This is a genomic window from Tessaracoccus terricola (assembly GCF_054776555.1).
Genome location: NZ_BAAHBS010000004.1, coordinates 836,373 through 848,859, shown reverse-complemented (window position 1 = coordinate 848,859; position 12,487 = coordinate 836,373). Strand labels below are relative to the sequence as shown.

Annotated in this window: 13 protein-coding genes; 9 read left to right on the top strand and 4 right to left on the bottom strand. The window is 70.1% G+C overall.

Annotated elements, in window-relative coordinates; all coding sequences use genetic code 11:
- The first annotated feature begins 58 nt into the window (after positions 1-58).
- Complete coding sequence (locus ACYU7G_RS09705) at positions 59-718, top strand: DUF3043 domain-containing protein (protein ID WP_461107181.1); 660 nt, start codon at positions 59-61, stop codon at positions 716-718.
- Positions 715-921, top strand: a complete 207-nt coding sequence (locus ACYU7G_RS09700; RefSeq protein WP_461107179.1) for a hypothetical protein — start codon at positions 715-717, stop codon at positions 919-921. Before ACYU7G_RS09705 ends, ACYU7G_RS09700 begins: the two co-directional genes overlap by 4 nt.
- On the opposite strand, the gene ACYU7G_RS09695 is transcribed toward ACYU7G_RS09700, so the two are convergent.
- Complete coding sequence (locus ACYU7G_RS09695; RefSeq protein WP_461107177.1) at positions 894-1,220, bottom strand: hypothetical protein; 327 nt, start codon at positions 1,218-1,220, stop codon at positions 894-896. The genes ACYU7G_RS09700 and ACYU7G_RS09695 overlap by 28 nt on opposite strands.
- A gap of 69 nt (positions 1,221-1,289) precedes the next feature.
- Here ACYU7G_RS09695 and ACYU7G_RS09690 point away from each other — a divergent pair, with 69 nt between their 5' ends.
- Complete coding sequence (locus ACYU7G_RS09690) at positions 1,290-2,777, top strand: leucyl aminopeptidase (RefSeq protein ID WP_461107305.1); 1,488 nt, start codon at positions 1,290-1,292, stop codon at positions 2,775-2,777.
- Here the strand turns inward: ACYU7G_RS09690 and ACYU7G_RS09685 are convergent.
- Both ACYU7G_RS09685 and ACYU7G_RS09680 read right to left on the bottom strand, forming a co-directional pair.
- Complete coding sequence (locus ACYU7G_RS09685; protein WP_461107175.1) at positions 2,771-3,109, bottom strand: hypothetical protein; 339 nt, start codon at positions 3,107-3,109, stop codon at positions 2,771-2,773. The genes ACYU7G_RS09690 and ACYU7G_RS09685 overlap by 7 nt on opposite strands.
- 22 nt (positions 3,110-3,131) lie before the next feature.
- Positions 3,132-3,953, bottom strand: coding sequence for a hypothetical protein (locus ACYU7G_RS09680; RefSeq protein WP_461107173.1), 822 nt, complete (start codon positions 3,951-3,953; stop codon positions 3,132-3,134).
- A gap of 135 nt (positions 3,954-4,088) precedes the next feature.
- On the opposite strand from ACYU7G_RS09680, the gene ACYU7G_RS09675 reads away from it, so the two are divergent.
- A complete protein-coding gene (locus ACYU7G_RS09675; RefSeq protein WP_461107171.1) occupies positions 4,089-5,486 on the top strand; it encodes a dihydrolipoyl dehydrogenase in 1,398 nt (465 codons plus the stop codon).
- A gap of 59 nt (positions 5,487-5,545) precedes the next feature.
- A complete protein-coding gene (sucB, locus tag ACYU7G_RS09670; protein WP_461107169.1) occupies positions 5,546-7,315 on the top strand; it encodes a 2-oxoglutarate dehydrogenase, E2 component, dihydrolipoamide succinyltransferase in 1,770 nt (589 codons plus the stop codon).
- A 34-nt stretch (positions 7,316-7,349) separates the two neighbouring features.
- Here sucB and rarD read toward each other — a convergent pair whose 3' ends face one another.
- Positions 7,350-8,237 carry an EamA family transporter RarD gene (gene rarD, locus ACYU7G_RS09665; protein ID WP_461107303.1) on the bottom strand — a complete coding sequence of 296 codons (888 nt, stop codon included), beginning with the start codon at positions 8,235-8,237 and terminating at the stop codon, positions 7,350-7,352.
- 36 nt (positions 8,238-8,273) lie between these two features.
- Here rarD and lipB point away from each other — a divergent pair, with 36 nt between their 5' ends.
- Genes lipB through ACYU7G_RS09645 form a run of 4 tightly spaced genes read left to right on the top strand, consistent with a single transcriptional unit; the run spans position 8,274 to position 12,480 of the window.
- Positions 8,274-8,990 (top strand): lipoyl(octanoyl) transferase LipB, encoded by a 717-nt coding sequence (gene lipB / locus ACYU7G_RS09660; RefSeq protein ID WP_461107301.1) that lies wholly within the window; start codon positions 8,274-8,276, stop codon positions 8,988-8,990.
- Between the two features lie 10 nt (positions 8,991-9,000).
- The gene (locus ACYU7G_RS09655; protein ID WP_461107167.1) at positions 9,001-9,945 is read left to right on the top strand and encodes a lipoyl synthase; all 945 of its coding nucleotides are present in this window, start codon (positions 9,001-9,003) and stop codon (positions 9,943-9,945) included.
- Positions 9,942-10,709, top strand: coding sequence for a DUF4191 domain-containing protein (locus ACYU7G_RS09650; protein ID WP_461107299.1), 768 nt, complete (start codon positions 9,942-9,944; stop codon positions 10,707-10,709). The genes ACYU7G_RS09655 and ACYU7G_RS09650 overlap by 4 nt, the downstream gene beginning before the upstream one ends.
- A gap of 7 nt (positions 10,710-10,716) precedes the next feature.
- On the top strand, positions 10,717-12,480 hold the full coding sequence (locus ACYU7G_RS09645; protein WP_461107165.1) for an ABC-F family ATP-binding cassette domain-containing protein: 1,764 nt from the start codon (positions 10,717-10,719) through the stop codon (positions 12,478-12,480).
- Positions 12,481-12,487: the final 7 nt, after the last annotated feature.

The following is a 12,487-nucleotide window of genomic DNA, read 5'->3' as shown; positions in this document are numbered from 1 at the left end:
TTCGACCCGGGTTCGCGTCAACTAGACTGTGCCCTTCACGGACCGGAGGAAATTCAACGTGGGACTGTTCCGCCCTTACGAGCGCACCGAAAAGACTTCCAGCACCAAGCGGCTGGACCGGGTCTCGCTGACCCCGAAGACCGAGCAGAAGCAGGAGCCCCAGCAGGCGGCCGAGGCGGCTCCGGACGAGGCCGGGACCGGTTCCGAGAAGATCGTCGTCTCCAGGCAGCCGCAGAAGAAGTCCGCCCCCACGCGCACCCGCAAGCAGGCGGAGGCCGAGCGCATGGAGCGCCTCCACCCCACCCTGACGCCGAAGGAGCAGCGCAAGAAGGACCGGGCCGCCCGGGCCGAGGCACAGGCGGAGGCCTTCGACAGGCAGGAGCGTTCCCCCGAGCGGGTGCTGCTGCGCAACTTCGTGGACTCGCGCTGGACCATCAACGAGTTCATGCTGCCGGCGATGATCCTGATCATGGCCGCGGTGATGCTGACCACCAACAACCTGGCCCTGAGCTCCTCCATCGCACTGGGCCTGTGGGTCCTGATGGGCGCCGCGGTGATCAACACGTTCTTCATGTGGCGCAGCTTCAAGAAGATCCTCGACGAGCGGCTCCCGGGAACCCCCAAGCGCGGGCTGCTGATGTACATGTTCAACCGGGCCCTGATGATCCGTCGCTTCCGACGCCCCACCCCGGTCATCCCCCGCGGCGGCTTCGAGTGAGTTACCGCTGGGAGCCCGTCTCCGGCAACTACGACGCCGCGGAGTTGGCCGCCGGTGGCCTGCTGCCCAGCTTCGAGGACCAGGCCCGCGCCGAGGAGTGGCTGGGGCTGTTCCACGCCGACCTGCAGGGGCGCGGGGTGGCCGACGTCAGCCTGTACGAGGAGGACCGGCTCGTCTACGGGCCGATGTCGCTGGAGGCCTGAGCCTCCTCGACCTTCTCCCCCGGTGCCGGGCGCAGCGCCACGAACACGCCGAACGCGGCCGCCAGGGCACCGACTACGATCACCGTCGGCCCCTGCTCCCGGGCCGCCTCGATGCGCTGCTCGTAGGTCTGCAACCGCTCGGTGTTGATGTCGTCTCGCGCGTAGTACGAGCAGGTGTCCCCCGGCTGCATCTCGACGCCGCGGCAACTCGCGGACGGAGCCACGACGGTGACCACTCCCCACGCCACGAGCGCGAGACCGGCCACCACGAAGGCCCACAGGCCAAGACGCTTCATCACGTCGAGCAAGGCTACCCTTCCTCCTCGCCCCGAGCCAGTGTGAGTAGGCTTACGGACGTGACTCGAACCATGCCTGACCTGAAACTGTCCGCCAACATCGAGGCATCCGCCGACGTCGTCGTGCTCGGCCTCGCCGACGTCTCCGGCAAGCCCGCGCTGGTGGGTGCCACACCCGAACTCGAGAAGGCCGCCCGAAAGGCCCAGTCGGACAAGCTGCTGGACCTCGCACTGGCCCTCGGCGGCTCCACCAAGCTCGGCAGCACCGTGGCCCTGCCCCCGGCGCCGCGTCGGATCGTCGTCGTCGGCCTCGGTGACGTCGACGTCACCCCGGACCGGCTGCGGCGCGCCACCGGTGCCGCGCTGCGCGCCGTCGCGGGCCTGCCGGACGCGGAGCGATTCTCCGTGGCCGTGTCCCTGGAACTCGCAGATCCCGAACTCGTGCAGGCAGCGGCCGAGGGTGCCACCCTCGGCGCATACGCCGTCACCCGGGTCAGCGGGAAGTCCGAGACTGCGAAGGTGGGGCTCATCAGCATCGTCGCCACCCCCTCGTCGCCCCTGAAGCAGGCACTCACCACTGCAGCCGTGGTGTCCGAGTCCGTCTACCAGGCGCGCGACTGGATCAACCTGCCCCCGAACGTCCTCTACCCCGAGACCTTCGCCGAGCAGGCCCGGGCCTGCCTGAAGGAGGAGCGGGTGAGTGTCGAGGTGCTGGACGACAAGGCGCTGGAGAAGGGCGGCTACGGCGGCATCCTCGCGGTGGGCGGCGGGTCCGACCGCAAGCCGCGGCTGGTCCGGATGCAGTACGCCCCGCGCGGGGCGAAGTTCCACCTCGCGTTGGTGGGCAAGGGCATCACGTTCGACTCGGGCGGCCTGGACATCAAGCCCGCCGGGGGGATGGCGGGGATGAAGTCCGACATGTCCGGCGCGGCGGCCGTGATCACCGCGCTCAGGGCGATCGCCGCCCTGGGCATCAAGATCAAGGTCACCGCCTACGCGGCGATGGCCGAGAACATGCCCTCCGGTTCCTCCTACCGCTCCGGTGACGTGCTGACGATGTTCGACGGCCAGACGGTGGAGAACTACAACACCGACGCGGAGGGCCGCCTAGTGATGGCCGACGCCATCGGAAGGTCCGCGCTCGACGACCCGGACATGATCCTCGACGTCGCCACCCTCACGGGAGCGTGCATGGTGGCCCTCGGGATGCGCATCGCGGGCCTGATGGCCTCCGACGACGAGACCGCCGACCGGGTCCTCGACGCCGCGGAGGCAGCCGGCGAGGAGTTCTGGCAGCTGCCCATCACCGACGACGTGCGGGACGCGCTGAAGTCCGACATCGCCGACTTCCGCTCCGGCGGCAAGAACCGCTGGGGCGGCGCGCTGCACGCGGCCGCGTTCCTGCAGCGGTTCGTGCCCGAGGGCGTGACCTGGGCCCACCTCGACATCGCGGGTCCGGCCTACAACGAGGACGCCCCCCACGGGTTCACCCCGAAGGGCGGCACGGGAGTGGCGGTGCGCACGCTGGTGGCCCTGGCCACGCAGTTGGCTGCTCAGTAGACGATGCGGCGGGCGGCGCGGCGCTTGTCCGCGCCGTAGTCGCGCATGCGCTGCGGGTACGGCACCACCCCGGCGTCATAGGCGGGGATGTCGTGGTCCGCGGCGAACTCGTAGCCGTAGTCGACCGACGGGACGGCACGCCGCGTGGACTCGCCGTCGGCCGCCACCAGCAGGATGGACGGTTTGTTGAAGCTGGTGGGCTGTTCCAGCCAAGCCTCAACCCCGCGGCGACTCCTCACGAACTGGGACAAATGCTCGCGCAGGCCGTCGGGAACCTCGCGAGATTCCCGATCGGCCTGCGCCTGGAGCTTGCGTCGTCTGAACCAACCCACGCAGCCAGTATGCCCGCTCGGATCAGTTGCCGGTGCTCGGCAGTCCCGGCCGGGTGGGCTGGGTGGCGGTGGGAGCGGCGGTGGCTGTCGGCGCCGTGGTCGGCGTCGGCGTCGGAGTGGGGGTCGGGGTGGGCGACGGGTCCACGGTCGGCGAGGTGCTCGGCGTGGGCGACGGGGTCGGGGTGGGGGTCGGGTCCGGCTCGCCGCAGATGTAGAGCTCGGCCGGCACGAACAGGTCGCCGCCGACGACGTCGAGGGAGTAGGTGCCGCACTCGAGGTCCTCGGGGAACGTGACCACGCCGCTGGCGCTGCGGTCCTCCCCGGCGTTGCCGAGCGGGGCGGTGAAGATCAGCTCGTCGCCGCCCTCGGGGTACAGCTCGAGGTTCACCTGGGTGCCCACCGGGAAGTCCCCGGCCGTGATGGTCACGGGGTCACCGGCGAAGAAGGAAGAGGGATCCGCCTCGATCCACCGGCCGAAGACGTAGAGGTCGAGCAGCGCCTGCGACGGCGGCTCCTCGGAACCCTCCGGGGTGTTGCAGTTCACGCCGACGGTGACGTCGCCGCCACCGTAGAGGGTCGCGTCCGCGGAGATGAAGGTGTCGTGGCTGATCTCGACGGTCAGCGGGATGGTGCCCTCCTCGACGAGGACGCTCTGCCCTTCCTCCGTGCCGTCGAAGATCTCGAGTTCCGAACCGACCGGGCACTCGGTGACCGTCATGGTGACGGTGCCGCCCGGCAGCACCTCGTTGGCGGAGAGTTCCGCCACCACCGGGGCGGCGCTGGCCACGCTCGTCGCACCGACGAAGGCCAGCGATGCCGCCAGGGCCGTGGCCGCAGCCAGCACACCCGACTTCCTGACAAAGCTCTTCAAGACAATCAGCTCCAGTTGGTTCACGTAAGAGTTGGTTCACGCAAAGGTCATTGCACGCGCAGCGTAATACGAGATGGGGTCAGTCACACAACCTGCCAGACTGGGGGCATGACCGAACGCCAGGACGTCGCCATCCTCGGAGCCGGCTCCGCCGGTTACGCCACCGCACTGCGGGCGGCCCAACTGGGCCTGCGGGTGGTGATCGTGGACTCCGGGCCGGTGGGCGGCACCTGTCTCCACCGCGGCTGCATCCCCACCAAGGCCTGGCTGCACGCTGCCGAGGTGCGGCGCACCGTCGCGGCGGCCCCGAGCTTCGGCATCGACGCCACGGGCGGCGACGTCGACGCAGCGCGGGTGCGCGGCTACGCGGACCAGGTGGTCGGCGGGCTGCACAAGGGACTCGAGGGACTGCTCCGCTCCCGCAAGGTCGAGGTGGTGGCCGGGTCCGGCCGCCTCGTGGTGGACGAGCAGGGGCCGGGCATCGACCTGGACGGCTCCGTGCTGCGCGCCCGCAACGTCGTGGTGGCCACTGGTGCCGAGCCGGTCACCATGGACCTGCCAGTCGACGGGGAGCGCGTCATCACCAGCGAGCACGCCCTTCGCCTGGAGTCGCTGCCGCGCTCCGCCGTCGTGATCGGCGGCGGCGTGATCGGGGTGGAGTTCGCGTCGCTGTGGAACGACCTGGGGGTGGAGGTCACCCTCGTGGAGGCCCTCCCGCGGCTGCTCCCGACGGAGGAGCCGGACCTGAGCGGCGTCCTCGCCCGCCAGCTGGGGCGGCGCGGGGTCGACGTCCGCGTCGGGACTCCGGTGGAGGGGGTGCAGGTCGTGGACGGCGGGGTGGAGGTGACCGCCGGCGGCCAGAGGGTGCCCGCCGAGCTGGTGCTGGTGGCGGTGGGGCGTCGCCCGAACACCGCTGCGCTGGAGGACGCCGGGCTGCGGCTGGACGGCGCCCACGTGGCCGTCGACGAGTTCCTGGGCACCTCGCAGCGCGGGGTGTTCGCCGTGGGAGACCTGGTCAAGGGCCCCCAGTTGGCGCACCGCGGCTACGCGCACGGCATGTTCGTGGCCGAACGCATCGCGCAACTGGAGGGCAGGTTCCCGGACCGGCCCCGCCTCCCCGAGGACCGAAACATCGCCCGCATCACCTATTCCTCGCCGCAACTGGCCTCGGTCGGGCTGACCACGGAACAGGCGAGCGCCCTCGGCGAGGTGGAGACCGCCGACTTCCACCTCCGCGGCAACGGCCGGGCCCTGATCCTGCGCGCACCCGGCGAGAAGGAGCCCGGGCTGGTCAGGATCATCCGCCGCCGGGGCGGCGAGATCCTGGGCGTGCACGCAATCGGCGACGACGTGGCCGAACTCATCACCGAGGGGGCCCTGTTGGTCAACTGGCAGGCCACCCCCGACGACGTCCGCGACGTCGTCCACCCCCATCCCACCCTCGGGGAAGCCCTCGCCGAGGCCAACCTCCAACTGGCCGGGGCCGCGCTGCACATGCACGGCTGAGGCGGGCTAGTCTAGGAACCGAACGTCAGAAAAAAGCTCACCGAAGGAGCCACATACCCATGTCCACCGAAGTAAGCCTGCCGGCCCTGGGCGAGTCCGTCACCGAAGGCACCATCTCCCGCTGGCTGAAGGCCGTTGGGGACACGGTCGAGGTCGACGAACCGTTGCTCGAGGTCTCCACGGACAAGGTTGACACCGAGATCCCCTCCCCCGTCGCCGGGGTGCTGCTGGAGATCCGGTTCGAGGAGGACGACGTGGCCCAGGTGGGTGACGTCCTGGCCGTCGTCGGGGACGCCGACGAGGCGGGTTCCTCGGACTCCGGTTCCGACGACGCCGCCGCCGAGGCCCCGGCAGAAGAGGCCCCCGCCGAGGAGGCACCGGCCGAGGCACCGGCCGAGGAGCCGGCCGAGGAGCCAGCCCAGCAGGCAGCCGCACCCGCGGCCTCCGGCGAGTCCACCGAGGTGACGCTGCCCGCGCTGGGCGAGTCGGTCACCGAGGGCACCATCTCCCGCTGGCTCAAGGAGGTGGGCGACACCGTCGAGGTGGACGAGCCGTTGCTCGAGGTCTCCACGGACAAGGTCGACACCGAGATCCCCTCCCCCGTCGCCGGCACCCTGTTGGAGGTGCGCTTCAACGAGGACGACGTGGCCCAGGTGGGTGACGTCCTCGCCGTCGTCGGTGAGGCCGCCGCCGCAGAGCAGGAGAGCGCACCGGACCCCGAGCCGGAGCCCGAGCCCGAGCCGGAGCCCGAGCCGGAGCCGGAGCCCGAGCCGGAGCCGGAGCCCGAGCCGGAGGCCGCTCCCGAGCCGAAGCCCGCCGCCAAGCCCGAGCAGTCCGAGGCAGTCAAGGCGGCCGTCGCCCGCCGCGCCGCCGAGGCCGAGGGCGATGCCACCTACGTGACCCCGCTGGTGCGCAAGCTGGCCAAGGAGCACGACGTGGACCTGGCCGGACTCACCGGCACGGGCGTCGGTGGCCGGATCCGCAAGCAGGACGTGCTGGCCGCCGCCGAGGCCGCCAAGCAGGCTCCGGCACCCGCGGCCGCACCTGCGGCGCAGCAGGCCCCCGCCGCCCCGGCGGCGAAGGCCGCAGCCCCCGTCGACACCGCCAAGCGCGGGAAGACGGAGAAGCTGAGCCGCATGCGCAAGGTGATCTCCAGCCGCATGACCGCGTCGCTGCAGGGCTCCGCCCAGCTCACCGCCACCGTCGAGGTGGACCTCACCTCGATCAGCCGCATCCGCGCGCAGGTGAAGGAGGACTTCAAGAAGCGCGAGGGCGCCTCCCTGTCCTACCTGCCGTTCATCACGGCCGCCGTCGTCGAGGGCCTCAAGCAGTTCCCGACGTTCAACGCCACCATCGACACGGACGAGGGCACCGTCACCTACCACGACGTCGAGAACATCGGCCTCGCGGTGGACACCGAGCGCGGCCTGATGGTGCCGGTGATCAAGGACGCCGGGGACCTGAACCTGACCGGCCTGGCCAAGAAGATCGGCGACCTCGCCAAGCGGACCCGTGACGGGAAGGTCGGCCCGGACGAGATCTCGGGCGGCACCTTCACCATCACCAACTACGGTTCCACCGGAACGCTGTTCGACACCCCGATCATCAACCTGCCCGAGGCAGCGATCCTCGGCACCGGTGCGCTGGTGAAGCGCCCCGTGGTGGTGGTGGACAAGTTCGGCGGCCAGACCATCGCCATCCGCGACATGATGTACCTCTCGCTGACCTACGACCACCGCCTGATCGACGGTGCGGACGCTGGGCGCTTCCTCTCGAGCATCAAGGCTCGGCTGGAGGAGGGCGACTTCGGCAGCGAGTTCGGCCTCTGAGCCACTCAGCCAGACCCGAGGGGCGGCAGTCGGATCACTCCGGCTGCCGCCCTTCGCGTCCCGTCCTGGACACGGCGCTGGCCACGAACATCACCAGGGCCACCCAGACGAGGGCGAACCCCACCCACCGCTCGGCGGGCATGGGTTCCCCGAAGACGAGCCAGCCCAGCAGGAACTGCCCGATCGGGGCGATGTACTGGATCATCCCCATCGTCACCAGCCGCAGCCGCTTGGCTCCGGCGGCGAACAGCAACAGCGGTACCGCGGTGATTGGGCCGGACAGGTACATCAGCCAGCCGTAGCCGGTGCCCGGGTCGGCCGTCGCGGCGCCCGCTGCCCCCAGCCACACCAGGTAGCCCAGCATCACAGGGGTGACCGCGGCGGTCTCGACGCCGAGGCCGACCAGCGCAGGCACCTTGGCCCCCACACGCTTCTTGATCAGGCCGTAGACGCCGAAGGTGGACGCGACGCCGAACGCGATCCAGGGCACCTGGCCGTAGCCGAGCACCAGCACCACGCACGCGACGGCGCCCACCGCGAAGGCCCCCCACTGCACGCGGGTCAGGCGCTCCCCCAGGACCACCACGCCCAGCACTGCGGCGACCAGCGGGTTGATGAAGTACCCCAGGGCCGCGTCGAGCGTGCGGCCCGAGTTCACCCCCACGACGTAGAAGGTCCAGTTCGCGGTCACCAGCACGCCGGCCACCGCCAGCATCAGGGTGGCACGTCGGTTGGCGAGGACCTCCCGCACCTCACCCCACTGCCTGGCGAGCGCCAGCAACAGCACGCAGAACAGCAGCGAGCACACCACGCGGTACCCGATGATCTCCAGCGCCGGGGACTCCTGGAGCAGCTTGAAGTACAGCGGGAACAGCGCCCACAGGAAGTAGGCACCTCCCCCGTACAACAACCCCTTGTCCATGGCTGCATCCTTGCCCCTCGCCGGACCCGAGCACCAATCCGACGGCCAGGGGGACGGGACTACGATGGCAATGTGACGTTGACCTACGAGTACCTGGGCCTGGGCGAGCAGCCGACCTTCACCGAGTACCAACAGGTGTGGGACTACCAACGCGAGGTGCACGCGGCCGTGGCGGCCGACCTTCGGCCGGGGCACGTCATCCTCAACGAGCACCTGCCCGTCTACACCGCCGGTCGCCGCACCGAGCCGCAGGAGCGGCCCTTCGACGGCACCCCCGTCGTCGACGTGGACCGGGGCGGCAAGATCACCTACCACGGCCCGGGGCAGCTCGTCGGCTACCCCATCGTCCACCTCGCCGACGGCATCGGCGTCGTGGACCACGTGCGGCGCCTCGAGGCGGCCGTCATCGAGCTCCTCCGCGGCTACGGGCTGTCCCCGCGGCGGGTGGAGGGCCGCACCGGGGTCTGGTTCGACCCCGACGGCGACCGTCCCGAGCGCAAGATCTGCGCGATCGGGGTCCGGGTGGCCCGGCGCACGACGATGCACGGCTTCGCGCTGAACGTGCAGCCCAGTACCAAGCACTTCGCCAACATCATCCCCTGTGGGATCGCCGACGCCGGGGTGACGTCGCTGGCGGAGGAGGCGCCCGGCGAGTGGACCGTGGCCGGGGTGGCGGCCGACCTGGAGCCGCTGCTGACCGAGCACCTGCTCGGCGAGCTGGCGCCCGGCCTCGCCACTGATTCGGCAGGGTAGGGTGGCAGGCGTGACTGTGAAACCGGATGGCCGTCGTCTGCTCCGTGTCGAAGCGAAGAATGCGGAGACCCCGATCGAGCGCAAACCGGCGTGGATCCGCACCACCGCCAAGATGGGGCCCAACTACAAGGACCTCCAGCAGATCGTCAGCGACGAGAACCTCAACACCGTTTGCGTGGAGGCGGGCTGCCCCAACATCTACGAGTGCTGGGAGGACCGGGAGTCCACGTTCCTGATCGGCGGTGACCAGTGCACCCGCCGCTGCGACTTCTGCCAGATCACCTCCGCCAAGCCGGAGGGCTACGACCCGGCCGAGCCGATGCGCGTCGCCCGCTCCGTGAAGCAGATGGGGCTGCGCTACGCCACCGTCACCGGTGTGTGCCGCGACGACCTCCCCGACGAGGGTGCCTGGTTGTACGCGGAGACCATCCGCCAGATCCACTCGGTGAACCCCGGCGTCGGGGTCGAGATGCTGGCCCCCGACTTCTCCGGCAAGCGTGAGCTGCTGCAGCAGTTGTTCGACGCCCGCCCGGAGGTGTTCGCCCACAACGTCGAGACCGTCCCGCGGATCTTCAAGCGGATCCGGCCGGGCTTCCGCTACGACCGCTCGCTCGAGGTGCTGCAGTGGTCCCGTGACGAGGGCCTGGTCACCAAGTCCAACCTGATCCTCGGCATGGGTGAGACCCGCGAGGAGATCTCCCAGGCCTTGCAGGACCTCTACGACGCCGGCACCGAACTGATCACGATCACGCAGTACCTGCGTCCCAACGCCACGCTGCACCCCATCGATCGCTGGGTGCGGCCCGAGGAGTTCGAGGAGCTCGAGCAGGAGGCCACCGATATCGGATACTCTGGCGTGCTGTCCGGTCCCCTCGTCCGCTCGTCCTACCGAGCCGGCCGCCTGTACCGGACGGCGATGGGTGCCCGCAACGAGAAGAGTATTTGGGAGAACTGATGGCAAGCGAGAAGGCCAAGGAACTGGCGGCCCGGCAGAAGGCCGAGGCCAAGGCCGAGAAGCTGCGCAAGAAGAACTCCACCGACCCGGCGGACTGGGGGCAGCTCCGCCAGATCCGTGAGTCCTACAAGGTCACCGCGCAGCACGACAAGCCGCTGCCCTGGATCCTGCTGGGCGCCGGGCTGGGCACCGCCGTCGTCTTCATCGTCATCGGCCTGTTCGTGCCGCCGTGGTGGATGTGGCTGATCACCGGTCTGATGGCTGGCCTGCTGGTGGCCATGCTGATCTTCGTGCGCCGCGCCAAGAATGCCGCGTACAAGCGCTACGAGGGCCAGGCCGGATCCGCGGAGGTGGCCCTGCAGATGCTGCCGAAGAAGTGGTCCTACACCCCGGTGATCACCGCCACCCGCAACCGCAACTCCGTCGACGTCATCCACCGCGCCATCGGGCCGGGTGGGCTGCTGCTGATCGGCGAGGGCGACGCGAAGGCCCTCAAGGCCCAGCTCGCCAGCGAGAAGCGCAAGCACGAGCAGGTCTCCTACGGCGTCGTGGTCCAGGTGATCCAGATGGGCAAGGGCGGCGGCCAGGTGCCGCTGGACAAGCTCGTGGACCACATCAAGAAGCTCCCCAAGCAGCTCAGCCCGGCCAAGGTCGTCGAGGTGCAGGCCCGACTGCGCGCGCTCGACGCGATGCGCCCGAAGCTGCCCATCCCGAAGGGCCCCCTCAACACCAAGGGCGCCCGCCAGGCCATGCGCGGCCGCTGACCGATCAGTGGCGAACCTCGTAAACCTGGAATCCGTCACCCACGGCTTCGGCACCCGCACCCTGCTCGACGGGGTCTCGCTGGGCATCTCGGCCGGTGAGGTGATCGGCGTCGTCGGCCGCAACGGCGACGGCAAGTCCACCCTCCTGCGGATCCTCACCGGGCAACTCGAGCCGGACGAGGGCCGCGTCACAATCTCCAACTCGGTCTCCATCGGGGTGCTCGGCCAGCAGCACGTCGGCCTACCCGGGGAGACCGTGCGCAAGGTGCTCCTCGACGACGCCCCCGACCACGTCTGGGCGGCCGTGCCGCAGCGCCGAGTGCTGGTCCACACCCTGCTGGCCGGGATCGAACTGGACCGTCCCATCGAGACCCTCTCCGGTGGCGAACGTCGCCGCGTCGGGCTCGCCGAGGTGCTGATGGGCCACCACGACCTGATCGTGCTGGACGAGCCCACCAACCACCTCGACGTCGAGGCCGTCGCCTTCCTCGCCGAGTACCTGGCCGAACGCACCAGGGCCGGGCTCGCGATGCTGGTGGTCAGCCACGACCGCTGGTTCCTCGACGCCGTGTGCAACCACATCTGGGAGGTGCACGACGGGGTGGTCGACGCCTACGACGGCGGCTACGCGGCCCACGTGCTGGCCCGGGTGGAACGGCAGCGGCAGGCCGCCGCCAACGAGGCCCGCCGCAAGAACCTTGCGCGCAAGGAACTCGCCTGGCTGCGGCGCGGAGCACCCGCCCGCACCTCGAAGCCGAAGTTCCGCATCGACGCCGCGGAACAACTCATCGGCGACGTCCCGCCCCCGCGCGACAAGCTGAGCCTGGAGAGGTTCGCCATCAGCCGCCTCGGCAAGGACGTCTTCGACCTGACGAACGTGGTCTACCGCGCCGGCGACCGCACGCTGCTGGACCACCTCACCTGGTCCATCGGCCCGGGTGACCGGATCGGTCTGGTGGGTGTCAACGGCGCCGGCAAGACCTCCCTGCTCGAACTGCTCGTGGGCACCCGCGAGACCGACGGCGGCAAGATCAAGCGCGGCAAGACGCTGCGCGTCGGCTACCTCTCGCAGGCCGTCGGCGAACTGGACGACTCCGACACCGTGCTGGCCTCGGTCAACCGCCTCAAGCAGGAGACCAAGCTCGCCACCGGCCGTGACGCCAGCGCCAGCAACCTGCTGGAGGAGTTCGGCTTCACCGGCGACAAGCTCGTCACCCGGATCGGCGAACTCTCGGGCGGTGAACGCCGCCGCCTGCAGTTCCTGCGGATCCTCCTCGAGGAACCCAACGTGCTGATCCTCGACGAGCCAACCAACGACCTGGACATCGACACCCTCAACGTCATCGAGGACTACCTCGACACCTGGCCCGGCACCCTCATCGTCGTCAGCCACGACCGCTACTTCCTGGAGCGCGTCACCGACGTCAGCTACGCCCTGCTCGGCGACGGCTCCTGCGTCCTGCTGCCGGGCGGCGTCGACGAGTACCTGGCCCGCCGTCGCATCGCCGAGGCCAACGCGGCAGCCGAGGACCAGGCCGCCGCTCCGAAGAAGCGCTCCGGTGCCGCGGAGGACCGGCAGCGCAAGAAGGAACTCAGCCGGCTCGAGTCGCAACTGGCCAAGGTGGAGACCGAGATCGAGAAGATCCACACCGCCATGGCCGCGGCGGCCACCGACTACGAATTGCTGGGCTCCCTGGACGCCGACCTGCGCGCTGCGGAGGCCCGCAAGGACGAACTCGAGGAAGCCTGGCTGGAGGCGGCCGAGGACTGAGGAGGAG